Origin of the sequence: Sediminispirochaeta smaragdinae DSM 11293 (assembly GCF_000143985.1) — a bacterium.
In the GTDB taxonomy this organism is placed as follows: domain Bacteria; phylum Spirochaetota; class Spirochaetia; order DSM-16054; family Sediminispirochaetaceae; genus Sediminispirochaeta; species Sediminispirochaeta smaragdinae.
In genome coordinates this window covers 3,029,137-3,054,837 of record NC_014364.1, presented here as the reverse complement: position 1 = coordinate 3,054,837, position 25,701 = coordinate 3,029,137, and the positions used below count along the sequence as shown (strand labels likewise).

Annotated in this window: 22 protein-coding genes; 17 read left to right on the top strand and 5 right to left on the bottom strand. The window is 51.0% G+C overall.

Features of this window, described 5'->3' with window-relative positions:
- Positions 1 to 51 precede the first annotated feature (51 nt).
- The 4 genes from icd to aroE are packed head-to-tail and all read left to right on the top strand — an operon-like array spanning position 52 to position 5,073.
- Positions 52 to 1,266, top strand: a complete 1,215-nt coding sequence (gene icd / locus SPIRS_RS14425; RefSeq protein WP_013255418.1) for an NADP-dependent isocitrate dehydrogenase — start codon at positions 52 to 54, stop codon at positions 1,264 to 1,266.
- Between the two features lie 16 nt (positions 1,267 to 1,282).
- Entirely contained in the window at positions 1,283 to 3,049 is a 1,767-nt protein-coding gene (locus tag SPIRS_RS14420) for a tetratricopeptide repeat protein (RefSeq protein ID WP_013255417.1), read from the top strand.
- 1 nt (position 3,050) lies between these two features.
- Positions 3,051 to 3,572, top strand: a complete 522-nt coding sequence (locus SPIRS_RS14415; protein WP_013255416.1) for a hypothetical protein — start codon at positions 3,051 to 3,053, stop codon at positions 3,570 to 3,572.
- Positions 3,573 to 3,594: 22 nt separating this feature from the next.
- Complete coding sequence (gene aroE, locus SPIRS_RS14410; RefSeq protein WP_013255415.1) at positions 3,595 to 5,073, top strand: shikimate dehydrogenase; 1,479 nt, start codon at positions 3,595 to 3,597, stop codon at positions 5,071 to 5,073.
- Here the strand turns inward: aroE and SPIRS_RS14405 are convergent.
- The 3 genes from SPIRS_RS14405 to SPIRS_RS22520 all read right to left on the bottom strand — a co-directional run bounded on the left by SPIRS_RS14405 (position 5,024) and on the right by SPIRS_RS22520 (position 9,033).
- On the bottom strand, positions 5,024 to 7,054 hold the full coding sequence (locus tag SPIRS_RS14405) for a hypothetical protein (RefSeq protein WP_013255414.1): 2,031 nt from the start codon (positions 7,052 to 7,054) through the stop codon (positions 5,024 to 5,026). The genes aroE and SPIRS_RS14405 overlap by 50 nt on opposite strands.
- Before the next feature lie 3 nt (positions 7,055 to 7,057).
- Positions 7,058 to 8,731 carry a DNA repair helicase XPB gene (locus tag SPIRS_RS14400; RefSeq protein WP_013255413.1) on the bottom strand — a complete coding sequence of 558 codons (1,674 nt, stop codon included), beginning with the start codon at positions 8,729 to 8,731 and terminating at the stop codon, positions 7,058 to 7,060.
- A 152-nt stretch (positions 8,732 to 8,883) separates the two neighbouring features.
- A complete protein-coding gene (locus SPIRS_RS22520; protein ID WP_171814773.1) occupies positions 8,884 to 9,033 on the bottom strand; it encodes a hypothetical protein in 150 nt (49 codons plus the stop codon).
- Between SPIRS_RS22520 and SPIRS_RS14395 the strand changes: the two genes are divergently transcribed.
- Positions 9,033 to 11,156, top strand: coding sequence for a molybdopterin-containing oxidoreductase family protein (locus SPIRS_RS14395; protein ID WP_013255412.1), 2,124 nt, complete (start codon positions 9,033 to 9,035; stop codon positions 11,154 to 11,156). The two genes, SPIRS_RS22520 and SPIRS_RS14395, sit on opposite strands and share 1 nt — an antisense overlap.
- On the opposite strand, the gene SPIRS_RS14390 is transcribed toward SPIRS_RS14395, so the two are convergent.
- Both SPIRS_RS14390 and SPIRS_RS14385 read right to left on the bottom strand, forming a co-directional pair.
- Positions 11,153 to 13,414, bottom strand: coding sequence for a PAS domain S-box protein (locus SPIRS_RS14390; protein ID WP_013255411.1), 2,262 nt, complete (start codon positions 13,412 to 13,414; stop codon positions 11,153 to 11,155). The genes SPIRS_RS14395 and SPIRS_RS14390 overlap by 4 nt on opposite strands.
- 73 nt (positions 13,415 to 13,487) lie before the next feature.
- Positions 13,488 to 14,573, bottom strand: coding sequence for a sensor histidine kinase (locus tag SPIRS_RS14385; RefSeq protein WP_013255410.1), 1,086 nt, complete (start codon positions 14,571 to 14,573; stop codon positions 13,488 to 13,490).
- 130 nt (positions 14,574 to 14,703) lie between these two features.
- Here SPIRS_RS14385 and SPIRS_RS14380 point away from each other — a divergent pair, with 130 nt between their 5' ends.
- The 12 genes from SPIRS_RS14380 to SPIRS_RS14325 all read left to right on the top strand — a co-directional run bounded on the left by SPIRS_RS14380 (position 14,704) and on the right by SPIRS_RS14325 (position 25,677).
- On the top strand, positions 14,704 to 15,459 hold the full coding sequence (locus SPIRS_RS14380) for a GntR family transcriptional regulator (RefSeq protein WP_013255409.1): 756 nt from the start codon (positions 14,704 to 14,706) through the stop codon (positions 15,457 to 15,459).
- Between the two features lie 16 nt (positions 15,460 to 15,475).
- Positions 15,476 to 16,444, top strand: a complete 969-nt coding sequence (mch, locus tag SPIRS_RS14375; RefSeq protein WP_013255408.1) for a methenyltetrahydromethanopterin cyclohydrolase — start codon at positions 15,476 to 15,478, stop codon at positions 16,442 to 16,444.
- 5 nt (positions 16,445 to 16,449) lie between these two features.
- Positions 16,450 to 17,265 carry a dihydropteroate synthase gene (locus SPIRS_RS14370; protein ID WP_013255407.1) on the top strand — a complete coding sequence of 272 codons (816 nt, stop codon included), beginning with the start codon at positions 16,450 to 16,452 and terminating at the stop codon, positions 17,263 to 17,265.
- Positions 17,266 to 17,298: 33 nt separating this feature from the next.
- Positions 17,299 to 18,045 (top strand): GntR family transcriptional regulator, encoded by a 747-nt coding sequence (locus SPIRS_RS14365; RefSeq protein ID WP_041866107.1) that lies wholly within the window; start codon positions 17,299 to 17,301, stop codon positions 18,043 to 18,045.
- 3 nt (positions 18,046 to 18,048) lie between these two features.
- Positions 18,049 to 18,864: an amidohydrolase family protein gene (locus SPIRS_RS14360; RefSeq protein ID WP_013255405.1), complete on the top strand. Its 816-nt coding sequence runs from the start codon at positions 18,049 to 18,051 to the stop codon at positions 18,862 to 18,864.
- Positions 18,861 to 20,063: an NAD(P)/FAD-dependent oxidoreductase gene (locus SPIRS_RS14355; protein WP_013255404.1), complete on the top strand. Its 1,203-nt coding sequence runs from the start codon at positions 18,861 to 18,863 to the stop codon at positions 20,061 to 20,063. The genes SPIRS_RS14360 and SPIRS_RS14355 overlap by 4 nt, the downstream gene beginning before the upstream one ends.
- The gene (locus SPIRS_RS14350) at positions 20,056 to 20,862 is read left to right on the top strand and encodes an energy-coupling factor transporter transmembrane component T family protein (RefSeq protein WP_013255403.1); all 807 of its coding nucleotides are present in this window, start codon (positions 20,056 to 20,058) and stop codon (positions 20,860 to 20,862) included. The genes SPIRS_RS14355 and SPIRS_RS14350 overlap by 8 nt, the downstream gene beginning before the upstream one ends.
- Before the next feature lie 9 nt (positions 20,863 to 20,871).
- Complete coding sequence (locus tag SPIRS_RS14345; protein ID WP_013255402.1) at positions 20,872 to 21,744, top strand: energy-coupling factor ABC transporter ATP-binding protein; 873 nt, start codon at positions 20,872 to 20,874, stop codon at positions 21,742 to 21,744.
- Positions 21,741 to 22,616, top strand: coding sequence for an energy-coupling factor ABC transporter ATP-binding protein (locus SPIRS_RS14340; RefSeq protein ID WP_013255401.1), 876 nt, complete (start codon positions 21,741 to 21,743; stop codon positions 22,614 to 22,616). Before SPIRS_RS14345 ends, SPIRS_RS14340 begins: the two co-directional genes overlap by 4 nt.
- Positions 22,617 to 22,625: 9 nt before the next feature.
- On the top strand, positions 22,626 to 23,384 hold the full coding sequence (locus SPIRS_RS14335) for an ECF transporter S component (RefSeq protein ID WP_013255400.1): 759 nt from the start codon (positions 22,626 to 22,628) through the stop codon (positions 23,382 to 23,384).
- A 69-nt stretch (positions 23,385 to 23,453) separates the two neighbouring features.
- Positions 23,454 to 24,314 carry an amidohydrolase family protein gene (locus SPIRS_RS14330; protein WP_013255399.1) on the top strand — a complete coding sequence of 287 codons (861 nt, stop codon included), beginning with the start codon at positions 23,454 to 23,456 and terminating at the stop codon, positions 24,312 to 24,314.
- Complete coding sequence (locus tag SPIRS_RS14325; RefSeq protein ID WP_013255398.1) at positions 24,307 to 25,677, top strand: amidohydrolase family protein; 1,371 nt, start codon at positions 24,307 to 24,309, stop codon at positions 25,675 to 25,677. The genes SPIRS_RS14330 and SPIRS_RS14325 overlap by 8 nt, the downstream gene beginning before the upstream one ends.
- Positions 25,678 to 25,701: the final 24 nt, after the last annotated feature.

The window sequence follows — 25,701 nt, the reverse complement described above, 5'->3', positions numbered from 1 at the left end:
CAAGTCGCAGGGCTTCTGGTAAACTTGTCGATACAATTCTTGGAGGCGTGAATGGAAGAAAAGATTACTATGTCCGATGGAACATTGCAGGTTCCCGATTTCCCTGTTATTCCCTTTATCGAAGGAGATGGAATCGGTCCTGATATATGGAAGGCTTCGGTCCGTGTGTTCGACGCTGCAGTTGAAAAAAGCTATGGATCAAAACGTTCGGTCATATGGAAAGAGGTTCTTGCGGGAGAAAAGGCTTTTAACAATAACGGCCAGTGGCTTCCTCCTGAGACGGAGGCTGCATTGCGGGAGTATCTTGTAGGCATTAAGGGGCCCCTTACCACCCCTGTTGGGGGCGGTTTCCGTAGTCTTAACGTAGCGATTCGTCAGCGGCTTGATCTTTATGTCTGTCTTCGTCCTGTGAAACATTTCCCGGGGATTCCTTCTCCCGTAAAGCGTCCCGAATTGATCGATATGGTGGTGTTTCGCGAGAACACCGAAGATGTATATGCCGGTTTGGAGTTGAAGGCGGGCGAAGAAAAAACGAGCGAACTGATTTCGTTTTTGAAAGAGCATTACGGTTGGAATATTCGTAGCGATTCTGGAATTGGTATTAAACCGATTAGCAAGACGGGTTCAAGACGGCTCATTCGTGCTGCCATCACCTATGCCCTGGAGCAGGGGTTGCCGACGGTTACCCTTGTACACAAGGGTAACATCATGAAATTTACCGAGGGAGCTTTTCGTGAGTGGGGCTATGAGCTGGCTCGGGAAGAGTTTGCGGATCGTATTGTCACCTGGGATGATATCCCCGACGGCAAGGTCCCTGCAGGAAAGGTACTGGTCAAGGATGTTATTGCAGATGCTTTTCTCCAGCAAATCCTGACGCGACCGGCCGAATACGACGTCATCGCCACAATGAACCTCAACGGTGATTATATGTCGGATGCCCTTGCCGCTCAGGTCGGAGGGATCGGGATTGCGCCGGGAGCAAACATCAATTACGAAACCGGTAATGCCGTCTTTGAGGCAACACACGGCACGGCACCCAAGTATGCCGGCATGGATAAGGTAAATCCCTGTTCACTCATGCTCTCCGGTAAGCTGATGTTTGAGTATATGGGGTGGAAAGAAGCTGCCGAACTCATCGATAAGGGAATCACAGGGGCCATCATGGCCAAAACAGTCACATACGATTTTGCACGATTGATGGAAGGGGCCGTCGAAGTGTCGACCTCTCTTTTCGCCGATAATGTTATTAAGCATATGAACGACTAAGTTCGGGACTACAGGGGTGCGCGTACGGCTTTTGGGAAAAAGCGGTTTTTACTTTTGGGCGGTTCTATCTTTACCGCTGCTTTTTGTTGTCTCCTGCCAGAGTTCTTCTCCGTCGGTGAGAAACACTGCTTCTGTTCCTCCCGATGGCAGGGAAGAGCTTCTTGATCAACTGCGACAGCAGGTTCGAATCGCTTCTCCCGATTCTTTACGCGCGGTCCTCTCTCGCATCAGAACAGAAGGGCTCGATCGAAGCAGTGCAGGCGTTGAGCTGTTTTATATCACCGATCGTCTGTATCGCGCCGCCTATCCCATGGAGGAGCAGCAAGCATCGCTTCCCGCCGAACCGGAAAACAGTGATTTTCCACGGCTTTTTTCAGAGGCCCTATCGGGGGCCTACCCAGTAGTCGATGAAGCGCATGCTTCTTTCATTTCTCTTATGGTCTCGACGCTTTCCCTGTTGAAGGCCCCGGTATCTTATCAGGATAGTTCCATGCCCGAGGGAGGAGAGCGTGCCGCCGTAACCGCCGAACAGCTTATCAAGTTGAATAGTGAGACGGTTTTACCTCGCTATCTGTTGGGGCGTTATGAAGAGGCTAATAAGGAGTTCGACAAGGCGGAGTCGTACTATCGGGCTACCCTGGAAAAGGATGCCGGTTGCTATCCGGCATCCGAGGCGCTCGGTCGAATCGCTTTTTCCCGGGGAGAGTATGAGATAAGTGCGGGATATCGAAGGGATCTTTTGCAACGCTTTCCCGGACAGTTGATCCTTGAATTGCAAACCCTTGAATCTTATCTTGCCGCGGGCATGGTCGAAGATGCCGATATCCTGCTTGCGGATATGATTCGTCGCTATCCCGATAATGCCGTGGTGGTTTGTAAGCGTCCCCTTTTGTTGGAACTCTACGGCAGATACGAACAATCCAGTCGCCTTGCCGATGCCTTGGAACGAAGTTACGGAGAAACCCAGGATCTTCTCCTTGCCAGGGCCCGCCTGCTTCTTCAGCGAAACAAAAACGAGGATGCCATTAAGCTTCTGGCGGAGGGGAAAGATCGCTATGGAACAGACCCCTTTTTCAATGCCATGTATGAGCTGACCCTTTTGGAAAGCGGAAGTGCCGACACCGCTCGCCAGCTGCTTGATGAGAATCGTGGAGGGCAAACCTCTATTGCAGCCCTTGTTGCTCTTCTTAAACAGGCAATGGAGCAGGGACAGTGGCAAGCCGCCGACGGTTATCTTACCGCATTGTTTCGTGCCAACGGGCGGAAGGCCGAATATCTGCGTTTCGGCGTACAGATTGCAAGTGCATTGGGAAAGGGTACGGTCGCAATCACTTATGCTAGGGAACTTTCCGCAAAGGATGATGCCCTAGTTGGCGATCGCCTGTTATTGGCTCAATCCTTGCTCTCTTTCGGGACGGCTGGAGAACAGAGAGAGGCGTCCGGACTTATTGAAACCCTTTTGGCAAAAGAGGGTACTCTTAATTCCGGAGATCGCAGTCGCTTACTGTATTTAAAGAGCGTGGTGACAGATAATCCGTCGCAAAAGCTCGATCTTCTACGTTCTGCTCTTCTCGAGGACCTTCAGAATTTTGACGCCTTGCTTGCCATTGCACGCCTCTATCGGGAAAGGGGGGAGCTGAAAAAGGCCTATCGTTATTTCAGTCAGGCTGCAGCGCTCCGGCCCGAAGACCTGACGGTTGCCGGGGAACTGGAAGAGGTCGAGACCAAGCTCGGGGAAGCGGATGGTCCGGTGGGTTACGGTATGCTACGTTTCGGAGAATAACATGAATCTACTGTGCAAAAAAACTTTGTGTAGGGCCCTTGTGCCTCTTGTCTTGTGCCTGGGGGGAACCTTATTCGCTGAAGTCCCCATTTCCGGAAGGATCGACGAAAACTCGGCGTTCGGGAAAGGGGTATTACAAGCAATGGAACCGGCTCTTACCCTTTTAGGGCGGTTTCCTGCAGAGGCCTTTGAATCGGCCGGTATGCCCGATCTGCTTCAACCCTTTCGTGGGGTATCTGAGGATCAGGATGATGTGGTCAGTTCCTATACAAACGGTGTTTCACTTTTCTTTTTCGAAAATCGCGTGTGGCAGGTCCGCATTCAGCCGCCTTGTTCCCTTCCCTCGGCCATTGCCTTCGGCATGGAGAAAGAGGCGCTCTGTAACCTGCTGGGGATTCCCTTTGCCGAGGACGAGGATTCGACGATCTATATGCTTCCCGACCGAGGTTATCCTGTTCGTATTCGTTTTTTCTTCGACGGGAAGGGATTAAACGACATCTACATCTACCGAGCCGACTATTGAGACTATTGGAAGGAGAAAAAGAGTGCGGGCGCTTGTTATAACCGAAAAAAGCGTTAAGGCAGCTAAAGCGTTGCTTGCAACATATCGATCCATAGTGGAGTGTGCCGAAATCCGTTTCGACCACCTTGTGCCGGAAGAACGGGAAAAGGCCTTGATTCTTCCCTCGTGCAGTGATTTGCCCCTTATTGCCACTGCCCGATTGCCGAAAGACGGAGGCGTTTGGAAGGAAGGAGAAGAAGAGCGTATCGATCTCCTTCGCAAGGCAGCCGAAAGCGGTTTTGCTTTTGTCGACCTGGAGGCGGATCAGCCGCGATCCCTTTTGCGAAGTTTCGTTGAGCTTCTCTCCGGTTATGGTGGGCGCCTTATCGCCTCGTTCCATGATTTTACTTCCTTTACCGATGAACGCACTCTTTTTTCCATGGTGGAGGAGGCGGAAGGCTTGGGCGCCATTCCGAAAGCGGCAGTAATGATCGACGGCAGCGTCTCTTTGCTTGCCTTTACGCGTGCTGCCTTGAAGCTGAAAGAGCGGCCTGCGGAACGCATCCTCGTGGCAATGGGGAGTTTCGGCGTCCCCGTCAGAATAGCGTATCGTCATTTTGGTTCGATGCTCACCTTTTGTGCTCCCGCCGAGAAAATCGCCGCTCCTGGACAGCTTTCGGCCGAGGCGCTCGCTTTCCCCTATGCTCTTTCTCGCATTAGCGATAAAAGCCGCCTCTTTGGAATCATCGGCAATCCTGTACTTCATACGCGATCCCCCGAAATCCATAACAGCGCCTTTCGGTCCATCGGCTTCGACGGACTCTATCTTCCCTTTCCGACCGACGATACGGTCGCTTTCATGGAAATTGCCCGGCTGCTGGAGATTGGCGGATTCAGTGTAACGGTCCCCTTCAAGGAGGAGATTATCGGACGACTTCATGAGGTTGATGAAAATGTTCGTGCAATCGGCTCCTGCAATACCGTATTTCGGCGCGGTCATGAATTCCATGGAACCAATACCGATTACGATGGTTTTCTGGCGCCTCTCAAGATTCGACTCGGAAAGAGGGGCGGTCGTGCCTTAATGATTGGTTCAGGTGGTGCCGCGCGGAGCGTCGCGGTTGCTCTTCGTTCACTTTTCGATTCTGTTGTTGTTGCCAATCGCACCCACTCCCGGGCACAGCGTCTGAGTGAGGCGCTTTTAGGTGAAAAGGGCCATGTTTGTTCGCCGGAGGAAGCAGGCTCCCTTGGGCCTTATCGGGTGATCGTTCAGACGACATCGGTGGGAATGAGCCCGCATATCGATGACGATCCGCTTCCATCCTACTGTTTTACCGGAGATGAGTTGGTCTACGATATCATCTATATACCGGAAAAAACACACTTTTTACAGCGTGCGGAAGCCTCCGGCTGCGATATCATCGGCGGCAAGGAGATGCTGCTTGGGCAGGCAGAAAGGCAGTTTGAGCTATTTACCGGTTTGCGGTATCCGAAAGATCCGGAGCATAGAGAGAACTTTTAAGCTTGCGTACCAGGGAGATTCTGCGAACGGTAACGGTCACCATCTCTTCTTCGGGGAGGGATCGCCCCAGCAAAAGCAAATCGGTACCTGTCTTTCGAAGATCCTCCGGCTTCATAAGGACCCTTCTCGGGGAGCCCCCTCTGGTCCGTTCGACAAGTTCCAGGAGGGCATTCGATTCCGACAGGGCCCGTTCTATTAAGCGTACCTTACCGGTGTAGTCGAGTCCCTTTGCCTCGTTTTTTTCTTTTTCACCGATACCGGGAATCAATTGTTCGGGGAACAGTATCAGCTTTTTATTAATCCTCGCAGAAAGTTCTTCCTGCTCTTCCCCTGAAAAGCTGTTTTTTTTCAACTCCTGTTCAAGCTTTTGCACCAGTCGTGTACCCTGGCTCGAGCCATTATGGGGCCTACCTTTTTTATGAAAATAGTTTTGTTGCCTAGGGATCTCTGTTATCGCTTTCGGCCTGGGAAAACTAAAAGGGGTCTCTTCCTCTTCATGATCCCGGGAGAGTTCCATGATTGGAGGAAGGGGAGTGATTCCTGCTTGCTCAAGAGCTTTTCTCCACTCCTGCTCCTGTGCCGGGTCGAGGAGGTAGATTCCCGGTGCATAACGGCGATGCAGAAAACCCGCCACTTCGGGATTGTGTTCCACCAGATGCCTACGCTCTTCGTCTACCACAAGTATGATCCCTCTTGTCAAGGTGACATTATGAAATTCATTTTCCCAGTTTTCCAGTATTGTCATGATATTGCCGGGTAACATGGGGCAATGCTCCGCCAATAGTGTTGCCAAAGAGACGCCGGGAAGACGGGAACACCCCCGCTGAAAAGAGGCACGGTTCAATTCGTAGTTTGTGTACAGATCAAATCGCTTAAGTTCGAGGAATGCCGTTATTGTTACCATGAGATCGAGAGGCAGACCCGGGTGCATCGTTATGCTAAAGTCGGGCTGGACAATGAGCAGGAGCCCTTCTTCACGGGGTAGCTCCTCTTGAGACGAGGCTGCCCGTCTCCAGCGGGAGTTTTCAGGAAGAAGCAGACCTGTTTCCGTGAGAAGGCCGGGCAGTCTAAGGGGCTCTTCTTCAGAATAGCCGTTTTTCAAGGCAACACTCAGGAAAAGAGCCCGAAGGGCTGCCGAGTCGTAGCTTCTTTCCGGATCAAGAACCGATACATATTGAACGGCACGTTCACCCATTGCCTTGCATTCATGTATGGAGGCATGAAACTCTCCGTCGGCCGCCAAGGCAACCGCACCCTGAAGCAGGATCGCACGCTCCTGTCTTTCCAGCTCGGCAAAGGCATTAATCTTATCTTCCGCAGGAAAGAGAATAAACTGAGAATCGTTTTTCAGGCAACCGAGAATAACCGATGCCCTCAAAAAAAGGAGAAAGTGTTCTCGTGAGATTCCCGGAAATCGGACCGTAATATCTTCGAGAACCTTTTTCCGCAAAGTTCCGTCTTGTTTAAGTATCTGGCCTCGGTGTTCCACTACAAAGGCAATAAGAGCACTCAAAAGCCGGTCGGAAGGCCATGGAGCGGGTACAGGTCTCGACAGAGCAGGGGCCGAGGGAAATATAAGCTCTGTGTCGATGATTTGCTTTTCGATGATCTCGAGGAAAAGGGGGCTGATTTGAATTTGCTCTTCCCTGTCTCGATAGATGAGTAACCTCTCTTCAAGATTCAAAAGCAGATGCTGCAACTCTAAATATGAGAAACGAGACTCCAGCAATTTTTGCAAAGTCCTGGGAGGCGGACCATCCAAGATCTTAATGGCCGTCAAGACAAGGGCGTCATCCTCGTCGATGAGAGAGAGCATTCTTTCAATTGTCTCTTCTCTGGCGAAAAAGCCCGCCAAAGATTCTATGAGGGCCGGTTTATGGAAGGGCGTTTCGAGTTTTCCAAGATAGTTTTTTACTATCGGGAAAAAAACCTTGTCGGGTAGCGAGATCATGATTTTTTTCCACTCATCCAAGGGGCTCATCGTTTAATCGACCTCCCATAGCTCAATCTGATACTTATACCCCTGTTCGGTGAGAAACTTCTGCCTATTGGCCGCAAACTCTTCTTCTGTAGTGTATCTGCTGACAAGTGAATAAAAGGTAGAGCCCCTTTCCTTGGGACGGAGGATACGCCCGAGTCGTTGCGCCTCTTCCTGTCGGCTGCCAAAGGTACCGCTTACTTGGATCGCAACATTCGCATCCGGAAGATCTATAGCAAAGTTGGCCACCTTCGAGACAACAATGACTCGTGTTTTCCCCTCTCTGAAGGACTCATAAATTTCTTCTCGTTCCTTATTCGGCGTTTTCCCTGTTATAAGAGGGGCCGAAATTGCAGCGGCAATCTCCTTGAGTTGGTTCAGATATTGACCAATGATCAATATGTGATCATCGGTATGATTCAAGATCAACTCTTTTGTTATCTCTATCTTAACAGGATTTTCCGATGCAATACGATATTTGCCCCGTTTGTCCGCAACCGCATACCCTATCTTGAGTGAATCGGGAAGGGGAACTCGTATTTCATGACAGTGTGCCTCGGCAATCCACCCTTTCTGTTCGAGCTCCCGCCAGGGGACATCATAACGTTTGGGGCCGACCAGGGAAAACACATCGTCCTCCCGTCCGTCTTCCCTGACCAACGTTGCCGTTAATCCTACTCTTCTCAGCGCCTGAATTTCCGCCGTGACCCTGAATACCGGTGCGGGCAGCAGGTGTACCTCATCATATATGATCAATCCCCATTTATACTTTCTGAGGAGATCAAAATGGGGGAAATCAGCCTCTTTATCCGGACGCCATGTCAAAATCTGGTATGTTCCAACGGTAACCGGGCAGATTAATTTTCGGTCTCCGGTATATTCCCCGATTTGCTCCTCTGTAAGAGATGTTTTATCCAACAACTCATCTATCCATTGATGGACGGCGGCCACGTTGGTCGTAAGAATAAGGGTATTTGTCTGCATCAAACGCATCACTTCCATACCAACGATCGTTTTTCCCGAGCCACAGGGTAAAACAATGGTACCGAAGCCGCTTCCCGCCTTACCATCGCCGTACAAGGCCCTTGCCGCCTCTTTCTGGTAGTCGCGTACGACAAAAGAGTAGCCGGAAAGACTTTTCTCTCTGAAGCTAATCGGTAAGGGATCGCCCTTCGAAAGGGGGGCTTCGTCCTTAACCGGGTAGCCAAGTTTGATAAGTGCCTGTTTGACCGTTCCCCTATCTACCAGTCGGATAATGAAAGCGTCTTCGGTTGGTATCAGGTAGCGCTCGAGAGATTTCTGTCCCGCAAGTTCGGCCCGGATAGTAGAATCCGCAACGGTAAGCAAAAGCGTGTCCGAGCTTTTCGAGGGACGCAAAATCAGTTTTCCAAACCGTTCTATTGTGTCGCCTATCAAAAAGCGTACATTGTCCGGTACGGGAAAACGGGTCCAACGTTCCAACCTATCGAGAACATCGTCTTTTCCGATTCCGGCAGAAGCGGCGTTCCAAAGACTCAATGGTGTAATCCGATATGTGTGAATATGTTCCGGAGATTTTTCTAGCTCGGCAAAGGGAGCTATGGCTTCTCTGCAACCTTCAAAGCCCGGATTGTGTACATCTATCAGTAAGCTACCGTCGCTTTGGACGATAAGTGGGCGGTCTGTTTCTCCTGCTATCATCCTTACAAGGGTATCGATATCACCTTTTATGTGCAAGTAGTGTTCGGAATCGTGGTGGTGCTTTTAAGCCCATGCATAAGAAAGAAGATAGTCAATCGTCCACCGTAAGGCCGGGGAAATGCACCTGATCCACAGCCCCCTTCCACTCCGATTCATGGGCCGATCCCGTAGGAAAAACCTACTGTCCGGTAGATCTCAAGCCGTTCCAGCATGTTCACCACGATTCCGGACAGCAGGTTCGTGTTGCCCCCTATCGTACTTCCGAGTACTATAACCCTATCTTCTTCCTTGGACGGTACCAATGACCTTTCCTTCGGATTCTTTTCAGACAATTCCAGTCTCATGCAATAAAGATTGTGGTGGGGGATGCCCACTCGTAGCGGAAATCTCCAACGGGAGGGTGGTAAGAATCAGGGACAATCCGGATCGGCCTCACTATATGCAGGGGTGTCTGAAGGGGTATCGTATGGCCGACGTCTTATATCACCCCGATCGTATCCTCCATCCTCTCGTCCGTTGTGGTAAGCGGGGGAGTGCGTCCTTTCGTAAAGCTTCCTGGTCCGAGGCTCTCGACCTAATTGCGGAGAAACTCACAGAGGTTAAGGCAAAAAAAGGCGTGCATTCGATCATCCGTCTAGGAGGTTCGGGCTCTTGCAGGGGGGCTCTGCACCATACTGCGCGCCTTACCAGCCGCTTTTTATCTCTTTTCGGAGGCTACACCGATACTGCAGGCAATTACAGTAGCGAGGCTAGTGATTTTGTCAAACCCTTTATGTATGGAACCGATCGTGTGGGAATTGACGTTGAATCGTTGGAGGATGCCAGGGCCATTGTGCTCTGGGGCTTTAATCCTTTCTATACCCGATTCGGCTCTGAAACTCAGCAGTTTCTTCTTGCGCTTTCAAAGCGAGGTATTCCCTTTATTGTCATCGATCCGAGGCGGACGGCATCGGTGAGGAAGCTTGGTGCAAAATGGTTTCCAATAAGACCGGGAAGCGATGGCGTGCTTTTGTCGGCATTAATCCATCATCTGGCATGCGGAGATGCCCGCGATCGTTTCGACCGGAGTCTGCTGGAGCGTTATACTGTCGGTTTCGATCGTTTGGAGGCGCATCTTTCCGGAGCAGTCGACGGTGTTGTCAGAGATATTGAGTGGGCGGCCCCCTTGTGCGGGCTTTCCACCGATGATATCCGCTTTCTTGCCGATTTTTTTGCCGATACTAAGCCTCTTGCCTTGCTATCTGGACTCTCGGTGCAAAGGACTCTTGGCGGCGAGGAGGCGGACCGTCTTGCCGGGATACTTCAGCTTGTTTCCGGAAATGCCTGGCTTCCGGGGGGGAATCTTGGGTGTGGCCAATGGAATATGCTTCCAAAGCCGCGATGTGGGAAGATCTCGGTTCCTCAAACGGGGGATGTTGTTTCCGTTCCTGTCTATCTTTGGCCCGATGCGATACTTGAGGGAAGAGCCGGAGGCTTTCCCTCTTCTCCTTCTTTTATCTACTGTGTGGGGGGAAACTATCTGGGCCAGGGAAGTGACCTTAACAAAAGTCGTAGGGCCTTTGATAAGGCGGAGTTTTCCGTGGTTCATGACTATTTTCTCACGGAAACTGCCTCCTGGGCGGATATCGTCTTGCCGGCAACCACGTTTCTGGAGCGGGAAGATATCTGTTTTGTTCCGGGAAATTATCTGTTTTATTCGGCTCAGGCGGTTCCTCCCCAAGGTGAGGCAAAAAACGATTATGAGATTTTTTCACTTTTGGCCGAACGTTTGGGCTTTGCCGAAGAATTCACCGCCGGCTTGAGCGAGGCTCAATGGATCGAGAAGTTCCTTGATGAAAGCGTTGTAGATGATCAAAAGGCGTTTCGTGACTGCGGTATCTGGTTCGGGAAGGAGCACCGGCGTCGTACTCTTGCTGGTTTCTTTGCCGATCCCGAGGGCAAGAAATTGTCGACTCCTTCCGGAAAGATCGAGATTGTTTCTCAGGCCTATGAGGCCGCAGGAGGACCGCTTTGGCCCGTCGCGCACATTCCCGAGCCCCCTGACGGTTATCCTCTTATGTTGATTACCCCCCATGAGAGGTATCGCACTCACAGTCAATTTGATAATCTCTCCGTTTTCCGTCGGCTCTGTTTTGATAAGATGATGATGCACCCGGAGGATGCGCTTTTGCGTGGGATAGGAGAAGGGGATAAGGTTGTGGTGAAAAATGAGGTCGGCTCCATGGTGATGCAGGTGGCGATCAGCAATGATATTGCCCGGGGGGTAGTTTCGGCCAATCAGGGTACCTGGCCGCGGATTGACGCTGAATCAGGGCTTCCGACGGGAAATGTCAACGTTTTGACCTCAACCGAGCCGACCCTACCGAGCCGAGGCTCGAGAACCCATTCCGTCTTTGTCGAGGTTTCACCCTGGCTCCCTGATTAAGCTATTCGTTCTATCATCTCGGCCAGTAGTTTTCTGTCGATGGGCTTGGACAGATAGCCATTGCATCCTGCCTCGATAAATCGTTCTTCATCGCCCTTCATTGCACTGGCTGTTAGGGCAATAACGGGCAGATCGGAGAGTGCCGGACTTTTTCGTATGTTCTCGATGGTTTCCAGCCCGTCCATAACCGGCATATGCATATCGAGAAGCAGCAGATCAAATTTTTCTTTTTCTAAAAGCGTGATGGCCTCCAGACCGTTGCCGACCACGATACAGTGATGACCCATGCTTCGGATTAATAGTTTCATCAACTCTTGGTTCAAACCGTTGTCTTCGGCTACCAAAATCGTTTTGGGAGATGAAGGGGATGAGTGTACCCTCTTGTCCCCACTTACGGAGGCTTGCCGAGGGCTGGGGCCGTGTATCGCAGATGTCCTTGTTGTAGTGGGCAGCGGCAGTTCGATGGTGAAGGTCGATCCTCTTCCTGCTTTACTCTCAAGGGTGATATTTCCACCCATAAGATGAACCAATCTCCTCGTAATTGATAGCCCAAGCCCTGTACCGCTGAATTTGCGTTTGGCAGAGCCGTCCAGCTGTTCGAAGGGGTGAAAAATCTGTTTGCGGGATTCTTCCGGGATACCTATTCCCGTATCGGAGACGCTGAAGCGCATGATCCCTGTGTTTTCGTAATGGGCCCGAAGGGATACAGAACCCACTTCGGTAAATTTCATGGCATTGCTTAAAAGATTCATGAGAATTTGGCGTATTCGATATTGATCCCCGAGGAGTTCGGGTAGCGGAACATCGTGCTCAACGGTAAAATCAAGACCTTTCCGCTTAGCTTCCAGGGAGAACATCCCCTTGATATTTTGAAGCAGGGCCTTAGGGTCAAACACATCAATCTCAAGATCGAGTTTGTTGGCTTCGATCTTGGAAAAATCAAGGATATCATTTATCAATTCGAGTAGATTCTTTCCGGAGTCCTTGATAAGGTGCAGATGGTCCCGTTTCTTGGCATCTTCCGTCTCATCGAGAAGCAGATCGGTAAAACCAAGGATGACATTAAGGGGGGTTCTGATTTCATGGCTCATGTTGGCCAAGAATTCACTTTTCAATCTGCTTGCCTCTTCGGCTACCTCTTTTGCCTGTTCCAGTTCCTGCTGATAAGCCAGTTCTTTCGTTATATCTTCCTTGACTGCAACGAAATTGATGATGGTTCCGGCGTCGTTCTTGATGGGGCTTATCAGGGCCTTTTCCCAGTAGGTGGAGCCGTCTTTTCGTTTATTATGAAACTTCCCTTCCCAAACATTACCCGAGCTTATTGTCTCCCATAAATTCTTGTAAACCTCCTCGGAAAGGTAGTCTGTTTTGAGTATCCTCGGATTTTGGCCAATTGCCTCTTGTCTGCCGTAGCCAGTAGACCGTTCAAAGGCCCTATTGACGAACTCCATATTGCCTTCGAGATCGGTTATGACGATGACATTGGCACTCTGCTCTACGGCTTGAGTAAGTTTCAGGATCTGCTGCTCCCGAAAACTTTGATCTGTTTGGTCGGTTAGAAGGCCGGTAATGGAGAACGGCATTCCGTGCTGGGTAACGATACGGCTTGATGTCCTGACCTGTCGGGTTTTTCCCTCTGCATTGGTTACCCTGAGAAGAGAGGTTGCCTGGCGTTCGCTTATCAGCTTATTCATTTGCTGTCGCAGATAATCGTGATCCTCTCTGTCGATCAGGTCAAATACCGATTTTCCGATGATATTTCGCGGGAAGAAACCGTAGCGTTCTGCTGCGGAGGAGATATAGACGACATTCCCTTTCAGATCGATGGTATATACCACATCATTCAGATTGTTGATGATCTCTCTTCCGTTCATCCGCTCCCGAATAAAACTCTGAAGCAGCGTTGTGTGACGACTTGCTGCCTGCAGTATCGAGGAGAAGGCTTCCGGTGAAAAGTCCGATTCTATGATTGCAAAGGCGTCTGGCGGCGGCGTTGCAGGGAATTGTTGCTTCTCTCTGAACAGAATGACCGGCGGCAGCGCTCTTCCTATGATCTGGGTAAGACCGGGAAGCTCGATATCTGCAAGAATGATAGGCGGTTCTTCCTCACTGAAGGAGGGCTCACAATAAAATTGGGGGTAAGCGATACGAAGTTGGCTTATGTTTGAGAAGGTAAGACGAGGATCGGTGCCGAGTCGACGACACATGCTGAGGGTTCTTTGTACTAATCCCTTGGCCGGATCACCTATAAGTAACACATATAACCTATTTTTCACTGTGGATAGCATAGAGAAAAACGCTTGGGAAAACAACCGGTGGAAGGTAATGGTGTTACCACTTTTTTTGAGGGAAAACGATATAAACCTTCGTTCCGTCTTTGCTTGAGATACTTAGTTTGCCGCCGAGCTGTTCGGTCAGGGTTGATATGAGGACAAATCCTAATGTCTTTCCGCTGCCCTCAGGGAAGACACCTTCAGGTAAACCCTTCCCGTTATCACTGACCGAAAGATGAAATTCTCCGTTTCGATGATGAAGGGTGATATATATTTTTCCTGATTTCGCCTCGTCGAATGCATAGCGGAGACTATTGGTGACCAATTCGTTTACGATGAGCCCAAGGGGAACGGCGATTTCAATTGGGAAGGTTGCATCGTCGATCTCCGATTCTATGGTCACGGCAGAGGCCTGGTCGTTGAATAGATAATAGCTTTCTTTCAATTCTGCCGTCAGCTCATCAATGTAATGATCGAAGGGAATGGAGCTGAGGTCTTCGGTGTTGTACAGCTGTTCATGTACCAGCGCCATAGAGTTTATCCTGTTCTTCATCTTTTCCATCGGGGTTGTACACTCTTCACAGGTTTCGATTCCTATTTGAAGATTTAGGAGACTTGTTATGATCTGCAGATTGTTTTTTACCCTGTGGTGTACCTCCTTCAGAAGCTGTTCTTTTTCCCGCAGGGAATCCTGCAGCTCAGCGGTCCGTATCGCAATCTCCGTTTCCAGATTCTGCTGATAGCGTCGGTTCTGAAGAACCAGATTCCGTTTTTCAAGGGCCCTTTGTATGCTGTAGAGGAGAACGCGCAGATCGGTTATCGGTTTTAGAATGTAATCCCAGGTACCAAGTTGAATGGCCTTCACGACATCCGAGATGTCCCCGGTTCCCGAAACAACAATGATAGGGGTATCCGGAGCCTCTTGCACAACCGTCTTAACGACCTCGTGGCCGCTTATTCCCGGCATCATGATATCCGTTATCACGACATCCGGTTCGCGGCTGTGAAAAATTTTGATTCCATCTTCCCCGTTTTCAGCTTCTATGACGATATAGCCATAATTATTCAAGAAAGCAGCTATGCTCTTTCGTACAGCCCTGCTGTCTTCCACAAGGAGGATCGTCGTCTCGTGGACTTTGGTCATACTTATATCCTAAACAAGCATTCCCCTGCCCGCAAGCCAAACAGGAGTATACTATTATACCATATGAGGGATTGTAAAATATCTGTCCCTCTGCTATTATTGGTAAGACGTATGAAGAGTGAGGTGTGATATGTCGAGGCGCCGGTCGCTTCTTTTGGAAGCAAAAGAGCTCTTTATGGACGAGCTTACACAGGGAAAGATTCCCATTCAGGGTAATAAACTTCCTTCTGAAGAAGAGCTTGCGCGTAACCTTGACGTCAGCAGGACCACCATGCGGGAACTCCTTGCTGCTCTCCATAAAGAAGGAGTGATCACGAAACGGCACGGACTGGGGAATTTCATCCATTTCAGTGCCCTTGAGCAGGGATATCGTATCGATCGGACCAGAGACTTCGGTTCATTGATAGCCCTCGGCGGTAAGCGTCCCGGCTACAGCATCTCTTCTCGATCACTTACCGATGATACGGATGAAGAAAAACTCAGGAAGGCCTTTTCCCTGCCTCTATCTGATGCAGGACGTTATGTTTCCACTCGTTGCACCTTTTTTGCCGACGGCGAAGCTGCTATCCACTGTCTGGTTTTTGTTCCTGAGAAACTTCTTACAAGTCGGCCCACGGATGTCGGAGAAGAAAATGTCTATGCGTTTTTGCGCAAATATTGCGGCCAAGAGGTGGAGCACACCCTGATCTGGTTTGAACCTACATCGTGTGATACCGACCTCTCTTCCTGCTTCGGGATCCCGGAGGGTACCCCGATCATCGAATGGAAAGAGCAATTCTACAATATCTATGATGAGGTTATCTGTTATTCGCTTACCTGGTTTCATCCTGTTTCCATGAAGCTTTCCATGCTAAGAAAAACATGGGAAGATTTTTCACTTCGTTAAGCGTTAGGAGGAGTGCATGTTCAGTATCAATCAACGGGCGGTACGGGTTGTAAAGGAGGAGATCCTTCCCCAAGCCGAAGAGCTCAATTGCCGGTGTCATATCCTTTCCAACGGAGCCACTGTTGTCGACATGGGAGTCGATGCACCTGGGGGGTATTCCGCCGCATTGCTTTTCATCAAGGCGACCATCGGCGCCATGGGGCACGCCGTTTACGGACGCTTTCGGGAAGATGGGCTTGATCTCCCCTCTATTGACGTCTATATCGACCACCCCCAGGAGGCATGCCTCTCATCTCAGTTTTCGGGATGGAAACTTCCTGCTAACGATGCACCTTCGGGTATCAATCCCATCGGATCAGGTCCTGCTAGGGCGATTGCCAGGAATGATATCTTTTCGCAGGCATGGTCCTACAAGGATAATCACCACGAAACGGTATTTGCTGCTCAAACCCAGCGCCTTCCCGACGAGGCAGTAGCAGAGGATGTTGCAGCGGCTTGCGGTGTCTCTCTCGAAAACGTCTATATCCTTGCAGCAAGGACCGGCAGCCTTGCCGGCTGTATACAGGTGTGTTCGAGAACCGTCGAGGCTTCTATTTGGCGGCTTGAACGGAAAGGCTTTGATATTTCCAAGATTATCAGCGGTATGGGGACCTGTCCCATTGCTCCGCCGATAGCCGATGAGTGTATCGCCATGGATAGGGTCAATACGGCCTTACTCTATGGTGTTACGGTACGATACGTGGTGAATTGCAAGGATGAAGAGATTGAAGCGGTAATAGATAAGGTTCCCTTTAACGCATCTCGACGTTATGGAGAGCGTTTTGCCGATATCTTTGAAGAAGGTCATCGTGATTTCTATCTTGTCGATAAGGATATTCACACGGTAGCCAGATATGAAATCGTCAACTATGCGAGCGGAAACCAGTTTTCGGCCGGAGAAATTCGGGTTGATATGCTGCGGGAATCTTTCGGACTTCGGGGATAACGAAGATGCTGGTCATCGGTGGGGATATCAATGTCGGCATCGAGGGGATAGGGGACATCTTCGACCGGCGGGATGAGGCAGCACTGATATCGCTTGCCCGAAGGCAGGTTGAGTTTGGCGCCTCTGCCGTCGGTATCAACCTTGCGGGAAGAGGCGATGAAGTAGCCGATCTCCTTTGGGCCTCTAAGATTATTCAGGCCGCATGTTCGGTTCCCCTTGCCTTTGACTGTCCCGATCTTGAGCATATCGAGGCAGGTCTCTCTGTCTACGAGGAGAAGTGGGGGGCTGCCGTTCTGAATTCCACCACCGCAGAAGCGGCGAAACTTAAAGCCTCATGCCGTCTTGCCGCCGATCGGGGGATGATCCTGATTGCTCTCCCCACCACCGGAGTGGGCCTTGAGAAATCGGGGGATCAGTTCCTTGAACTGAGTGGGCGCATCGTCGACGCCGCTCTCTCGGCAGGCCTCACCCCCTCCCGCCTCTACATCGATCCGATGCTTAAGCCTGTTGCAGTTTCTGATCTCAGTGGTTGTCAGTTTCTTGACCGGCTTCACATCGTGCGGAAAGCTTTTCCCGAGGTCGGTACGATATGCGGAATAGATAATATATCGCACGGCCTCCCTGCCAGAGCGTTGCTTTCTTCTATGTTTCTTGCAATGGCCATGGCCGAGGGGCTTAGCGGGGTCATCATGAGAAGCGGCGAGTTGCATTATGGAGCCTTGCGAGCCGGGGCTGCGCTTCTTGGATGTGATCAATTCTGCAGTACCTATATTGCCTCATGGAGAAGCGGCGCCTGGGACAACATCGTTCGGATAGAGTGAATCGTCTTTAACAAAGAGGATGGTATCGGTATAATGGGAAAAAATAGGTCTGATGATATGAGCTATGGTGCCGGAAAAGTAGCCGATAGGTGGAAGGTCGACTCTGTTCCGCTCTATGTAAAGGTAAAAGAACGCATCATTGAGATGATAGAGGATGGAGAGTTTGTCGGTAATCGGCTTCCTCCCGAAAACATGTTGTCCGAGCGCCTGAGTGTCAGCAGGGCAAGCATTAGGGAGGCCCTGGCCGCCTTGAGTCGGGAGGGTATCGTATCGAAACGGCATGGAATCGGCAATTTGATTCATCGGAGTACCCTCCGGTCTCGTATGAGGATCGACCGGTATGTGGATTTTTCTGAGATATTACGGGATGCCGGGCACCGGGTTCGGTTTGAACGTACCGCTTACCATTGGTTACCGGGGGAGGAGACCCTGTGCATTGAGGCGTGCTATATTGCAGATGAAAAACCCGCAATCATGGTAAAGGTCCTTGTTCCTTCAGAGATGCTTGCTTCCGATCCTCTTAAGGATGATTGCCTTTACAACACACTTCCTGATTTTCTCAATACCTATGCATGCGAACCTGTTTCGCATTCTCTCTGTTATTTCAAACCTGCCGCAGCATCGGATGCGACTTCCCGTCAATTAGACGTGCCGCCCGGCGCTCCGATCCTCGAGTGGAAGGAATCTTTTTACAGCATCTTTGACAAGATTCTTGCAAAAACGACCATTCACTTCAATCCGGAGATTGTGTCGTTTTCCCTCTTACGAAAATGGGAGTAATCGATGATCTACGATTGTCATTTACATCTAACCGACCCGGTCGATCTTATAGTTCGTGAGATGGATCGTTTCGGTGTGGATCGGGGCATTGTCTGCCCCTCCGGTATCGCACGCGGCGAGGAGGTCTTCGATCTGAAAGGTGCTTCGGCAATGATGGAGGCCATTGCCCGCTCTCGCGACCGTGCCGCCTCTCTCGCCTCCGAAACGGTGAGCAGGTGGAACCGTCAAAGTGCAGAGGTCATTAGAAGGCATAGCGATCGTCTTATAGGTTTTGCCAAACTTGACCTCCGTCTTCCCCAATCCCTCCTGACAAGCCTCATGGAAGAGGCCGTTGACCTGGGCTTTGTCGGTTTTGGTGAGATACTGGGTGCCGAGACCTTGTCCGAACGTTTCGCTTTTCTCCTTGCAAAATCGGCGGACTTGGGTGGTCTTCCGATATTCGTTCACGGTGATTACCCTGTTACTGCCGATGCCATTGTGCAGATTGCCTCTCTTGTTTCCTCGGTGCCTGATACTCCGGTGATTCTCGGTCATCTTGGGGGCGATTTCTGGATCACGGCAATAGAGGCGGCACGAGAAACCGCAAATCTCTATCTCGATAGTTCGGAGGTCGTCAATCTGGTGGCACTTCGCGCCGCCGCAGGAGAGGTTCCCGATAAACTTTTTTATGGAAGCGATTTTCCCTGGGAAACTATGGGAGTCGGCTTATGCAGGATCAATCAGTTGGGCCTTTCGGAAGAAAAACGTCAGGGGATTCTCTCACGGAACATAGAGAGAGTGCTCAGTGGTTCGGCCGTTGGGGATGGAGAGGCTCTATGAAGCGCCATGCCGAGGTCGTTGTGGTCGGTGCAGGGGTTGTCGGACTCTCCGTGGCCTATCATCTTGCCGTCCGGGGACGAAGGGTCCTTCTTCTGGATGCCTGCGCTCCGGGATATGGGGCATCGGGGGGGAATCTCGGCCAGATTTCGGTGATGGATCGGGAACCTGCGATTCAGCTTGCCTGGACCAATGAAACCCTTTCCCTCTACCGGAGGCTGGAAGAGGAGGAAGGACTTGATTTCGAGGCGAATTACTCCGGTGGACTCTTACTCTTTTGTTCGGCTGAACAAAAAGAACAGGGCCTGGCTCTGATGGAGCGGCAGCGGCGGCGAGGGGTTCCGATAGAGCTGGTCGAAGGTTCCGCCTTAAAGGGAATCGAACCGCATCTTGATACCGGCAGGCTCCTCGGCGCTCTTTACTCTTCCCGGGAAGGGAGTATTATGCCCTTAAAGGTTGTGTCGGGACTGACGGAGGCCTCCCGCAGGCATGGTGTCGAGATTTGTGCACCTTGCCGCGTGACAGGGTTTCGAGTGGATTCCGGAAGGGTGAAGAGTGTTGTTACGAAAAAGGAAGAGATTGAAACCGATTGCGTCGTATTGGCCGCAGGGGCGTGGAGTCGTGAGGTTGCTGCCTTTCTCGGTATGGAACTTCCTGTCTATTACCACAAGGGAACGGCTTTTGTTACCCGTCCGATTCCTCCTCTTGTACGAACGGTTGTCGTGAGTGGTGGTTTCCTTACCAATAGGCCGCTTACCAATCGCATTGTAGGCCTAGGTGTCGCTCAGCATCCGAATGGTTCGCTGATCATCGGCCAGGCAACCGAACCCGGAAGGGATTACGAGAGAGATCTGAGCGTAGAGGGGGTATACGAGACGGTACGTAATTTTCTTCGCTATTTCCCCGATCTCGGCAGCCTTGAAATTATTCGATCCTGGGCGGCCAATACGACCTTTACTCCCGACGGGCTGCCTGTTTTCGGTTTTTCTCCGGAGTTTGGCAATCTCTTTGTTGCCTCCGGCCTAAAAGGCGCCTTTTCCACCGCCCCTGCGGCAGGGAACATGGCTGCCACAATGATCTGCCGTGGCGGTGGCTCGGCGCTATCTCCGGCGGAATGGAACGATATCTTGCAAGAGTGGAAGCTTGATCCTTGTGATCTTGATTCGATACGTCCGAACAGGAGGCTTGTACCCCATGGCTAATCCGACCAGTTACAAACCGGGAAACTCACTGTTGCACAAAACGGACCCGAGGATTAAAACGCTCGTTTTGATCTTCTTTACCGTTCTTATTTTTGTCTTCAAGAGTTTCATTTCAATCGGCCTGCTTTTTGCTGCCATTTTGATTCTTTGGAAGGTTGCAGGGCTTGGTTACCAAACGATTCTATCATACGTTAAATTTATGATGGTGCTTTTCATCCTTTTGATGATCATGCAAAGCATCTTCTATCCCGGGGTAATCGTGCTGGTTGAACCGCTGATACCGCGGTGGATTCCTCTTATCGGTGGCATGGGTAGCATCACCATGGAGGGAATCCTTTTCGGCCTCTTGCTCTGTCTGCGGGTGCTGACGCTTTTGTGCACCCTGCCGTTACTCCTTGTAACAACAACCATCGAGGATCTTTCTCTTGCAATGGTGAAGCTTGGTCTATCGTATAAGGTGGCGTTTACGGCAACCACGGCCTTAAATCAGCTTCCGATCCTTCGTTCGGATATTGTTTCGATTATGAATGCACAGAAGTTACGGGGGTTTACGGTGTTTGATACCGGCAAACTCTTTGCCAAGCTAAAAGCCTTTCCGACCTTAGTGGTTCCTCTTGTGATGGGGGCCATGCGCAGGGCAACATTAATGGGCGTTGCTATGGATTCCAGGGCCTTCGGCTCGGATAAAAAGCGTAGCTACATCATGAGCATACGAACAAAGCCGGGGGATTGGATATTCCTTCTATCTGCCTTGGCTTTTGGGGGGCTCCTACTGGTCCTCAATTATTACTGGGTATAGGGGGAAACGATGGAAGAGGAACATACAATCGTCCGCTTCGAGGATGTCTGGTATCACTATCCCAGGACAAAGGCGTGGAGCCTAAAAGAAATCACGCTTTCTATCAAAAAAGGGGAGTTTATTGCCGTCATCGGCGAAAATGGCGCAGGAAAAACGACATTCTGTAAATGCCTGAACGGCATCATACCCCATACCGAACGAGGCCTATTGAAGGGGCGGGTGATAACATCGGGTTTGGACACAAAAACCGCATATACCTCGGAGTTGGCACTGCATGTCGGTATCGTGCTTGAAGATCCTGATACGCAGCTCTTTACCACAACGGTTTTGAATGAGGTTGCCTTCGGACCGGAAAACCTGCGGCAGGATCCCAAGGAAATCAGAGAAACCGCGCGTTGGGCCTTAGGGGTCGTGGGGCTTGAGGGCTTTGAAGACCGCCCTCCCACCGCTCTTTCCGGAGGCCAAAAGCAGCGTGTTGCCATAGCTTCAGTTCTTTCCATGCGCCCCGAAATCATCGTTCTCGATGAACCGACGAGTCAACTCGATCCCTTGGGCACCGAGGAGGTCTTTGAAGTGGTTAGCCAGTTGCGTAGCCGCTACGGCATGACCATCATTATGTCGTCGCATAAGATGGAAGAGATCGTCCGTTTTGCCGATAGAATACTGGTTCTTCACCATGGAGAGGTTGCCGCTTTCGACACCCCGGAACAGGTATTTCGAAATGAGGAGCTCTTTTCCGAGGTTCAGGTGGCCATACCGTCGACGGTCGAACTTGCAGGCTATCTGCAGAAACGTAATGTACCGGTTTCCCTCTTTTCATCTGTCGAAGAGGGTGAGAGCGAAATACGAAGGTGCCTAAGAGGTGCCGGGGAGCGATCATGAAATCTGATTCCGTTGTCTCGATCAAGGCATTATCCTGTACCTATCCCGGTGGGGTGGAAGCATTAAAAGATATCGATCTTGAGATCTATAGGAATCAATTCGTGGGAATCATTGGGCAAAATGGTGCGGGAAAGTCGACCCTTTTGCAGCATATGATCGGTCTTCTTAAGCCGAAACAGGGAGAGGTGAAGGTCCTCGACACCGATACGCGATCGATGGCAGTATCCCAGTTGGCTACCAAGGTCGGATTTGTCCTCCAGAATCCCGATCTTCAGCTCTTTGCCCCCACCGTTCGGGAGGAGGTCGCCTTCGGACCCTCCAATCTTGGAATCGAGGGACGGGAGTTGGAAGAGCGGGTGACCAGCTCGCTGGAGACAGTTGGCCTTGGCAATCAATTGGAAAGTTTTCCCCTTACCTTGAGTAAGGGAGACAGGGCCAAGGTCGTCATTGCCTCGGTTCTGGCGATGAATCCCGAGATCATCATTCTGGATGAGCCAACCTGTGGACAGGATCATAAGGGAAACACCCAGATCATGGATATCGCCACTTCCCTGCGTAATGCAGGAAAGACCATCATTGTCGTTACCCATAACATGGACCTGATAGCCCGCTATGCAGAGCGTATCATCGTCCTGAAGAAGGGGAGGATTCACATGGATGGTTCGGTACGTGAAATCTTTTCCCGACCAGAGGAACTTTTGGAGACGCATATAAAACCGCCCTATATCACAAGGTTGGGCCAACGCCTTGACGATTGCTTGGGCAGAGAAGAAACATATCTGAACGTTGAAGAACTTGGGGAATCGGTTGTCCGGAGAGCCTGTGAGACAGGTACTCTACCGGCCGGCCATATAATCCCGAAAAGGGAATAAGGGGGTTTTATGAATAATGAAGAAAGGGAGGACCTGACAAAGAAACAGGGATACAAGCTGCTCGGCGGCGTACATCCTTCGGTTCTCGCCATTTGGGCCGCACTTATCGCGGCTGGGAACCTGCTGCCGGCAATTCCGATCATCGGATCGGGAGGGACCTTCAGCGTCAGCGCGGCGTTGATTCCCCTTTCCGGCGTCTTCTTCGGACCTGTCGGGGGTGCAATTTGTGCCGCCATTGGAGGGTTTCTGGGACAGATCATCGCGCCGCATATCGCCTGGCTGGGGATTGCGACCTTTTTGATCGGAACGTGCAACGCCTTCGTGGCAGGTTGTATCACTCGCAGGAAGTGGTACGTCGCCATCGGCATTATCGCTGTCGGCTATATCCTTTGGTTTTCTACCAAGATCGGCAGGGGAGCGGCGCTTTTCCCGTTGGTTTTCTATAGCCTCGGCCTTGTGGCCACTGCCCTTGGGGCATTGATCTGGAGAAAAGAGGAAGCTTTTTCGAAAAAGCCCGTTCTTCGCGGCATTGGTGTCTTTGTCTCTGCCTATGCCGGCTTTGTCGGTGCCGCGGGGCTTGCCAATTTTGCAGGGATCACCTTGTACCAGTGGCCTTCGGCGATGTGGATCGGATTGGCTTTTGTCTCTCCCTGGGAACGGGCTATTTTTTCTCTTGGTGCCACCATCATCGGCGTTCCTCTTCTTATCGGGCTTCCAAAGATCGGTGTCTTTATCGGATCCGATCTGGAAGAGCAGGAGGAAGAGTAATCTATGTGAGACCTGCCTCCCCTTCGGCTTGGGGCCGTTCGGGGGGAGGCCTTTTTTAAGGAGCAGATCATGGTTATTGATGCGCATGTCCATATAACATCGCCGCATATCATCTCCAATATGGAAGGCTATCGGGCCAAGGAGCCCTATTTCGATCTGCTTTCCGGTAGTCAGAAAAATAAAAACGTTACCGCCGAAGAGTTGATCTGCGATATGGACAAAGATGGAGTTGACCGGTCGATCGTCTTTGGTTTTGGGTTTCGTGATCAGGATAACTGTCGTCGTGCAAACGACTATACCATTGAGGCCCTTTCCCGATTTCCCGATCGGCTTGTCGGTTTTGCAACGGTAAATCCCGGTGCCGATGGGGTCAGGAAGGAGCTTGAACGGTGTAAGGCCTCTGGCCTTACAGGGGTGGGCGAGATCATGCCCATGGGGCAGGAGCTCGATATTACCGACAAAGAGGTCATGGAGGAGCTCTGCGGCTTCTGTGCGGAGAATAACTGGCCCTTGTTGGTCCATGTAAACGAATTGGTAGGGCATTACTATCCCGGAAAAACACCGGATTCCATACATGAAGCGGAGTGCCTCGCCACCAATTTTCCGGACACTACCATCATCTTTGCCCATATGGGGGGAGGCCTCTGCTTTTTCGAAGCCATGCCGGAGTTGCGAAAGCAGCTCAGTAATGTCTATTACGATACCGCGGCGCTGCCCTTCCTTTACGATGCGACAATCTTCGATGCTCTCAAGCAGATGGGGCTTTTGTCGAAGCTTATCTACGGTTCGGACTATCCCCTTCTGAAAATCGGCCGTTTTCGGAAGATGGTCGAAACCACTTCCCTCACTGCCGGGGAAACGGCGGATTTTTTGGGCAACACCGCGGCAAATCTTTTGGGACGTTTGGCAGGGGAGGATCACAATGGCTGATCTTATCATTTCCTCTATTGGCACCCTTATTCGCAGCGCCGACCGGGTAGAACATGATGTGGACATGCATATCTCCGGCGGTACCATTGTCGCCATAGGCAAGCATCTTGCAGATGGAGTCCCTGATGGAACCGAAGTGCTTGACGGCCGGGGAAAAACGGTGATTCCCGGCTTTGTAAACAGCCATACGCACCTGTATCAGTGTTTTCTCCGGGGACGAAGCGATACGTTGGCTCTAAAGTCCTGGAGCGAGGCGGTCACCTTTCCCTTTGCACATCTTGTCCATGCCTTGGACTGGGAGAAGGGCGATGTCGAAGGGGGCTATTTTTGGACCCTTATCGGCTGTATGGAGATGATTCGAAGCGGCATCACCGCTTTCGTGAACATGGATTTGACCCTCGATTCGGTTTTTCGGGCCTATCGGGATATAGGAATGAGGGCGGTGGGCGCAGTGACAGCGGTCAACCGCTGGGTACCCAAGGAGCTGGACCAGGATCTTGAAGAGCGTAAGCGGGAGATCCTTCGTTATATCGAGACCTGGAACGAGAAAAAGAACGGCAATGAGATGATAAAGGTCTTTATTGCCCCTTCGACTCCCTTCACCTGTACCGAGGATTTTCTACTCTGGCAGATGGAACAGGCCGAGGCCTTTGATCTCGGCGTACAGATCCATGTTTCCGAGACCAGGTGGGAGGTCGAGCAGTCGCTTACCGAGCATGGACTCACGCCCCTTGCCTATCTTGATACGATAGGCTTCCTTCGTCGGCCGGTGATGGCGGTCCACTGCGTGCATCTGACCGAAGAGGAGATCGATATTGCGGTCCGAAAGGGTGTTGTCCCGGTTTATAATCCCAAAAGTAATATGAAGCTGGGCAGCGGTGTTGCCCCTGTTTCCCGAATGATCGGAAAAGGACTTCTACCGGCTCTTGCCACCGATGGTGCCGCTTCCAACGACCTGCTAGATATGTTTGAGGAGATGCGCTGCGGTGCAGGATTGCAAAAGGCCTTTTGTCTGGATCCAAAGGCTGTTAGCGCGGATGATCTGTTTCGCATGGCCACGGAAAACGGAGCTTCTGCTCTTGGACTGAACAGTGGTACTCTTGATCCCGGTAAGAATGCGGATTTTGTCCTTCTCGATATGAAGAAACTCTGGTCCTCTCCTGTGCACGATCCCGTCCAGAATCTCGTCTACTGTGGCACTCCTTCTAATGTCGAAAGTGTCTTCATCGGCGGTAAGGCGGTTCTGCGAAACGGTGTTTTTACCAACATTGACGAGGAGAGAATTCTTGATCGTGCTTTGAAACTTTTCGAAGCGAAATTCGGTTCGGTTCGCGGAAAGGGCTCCCTGGCGGCTGGATTTTGAGCAGATGTTTTATGATGGAGAGTG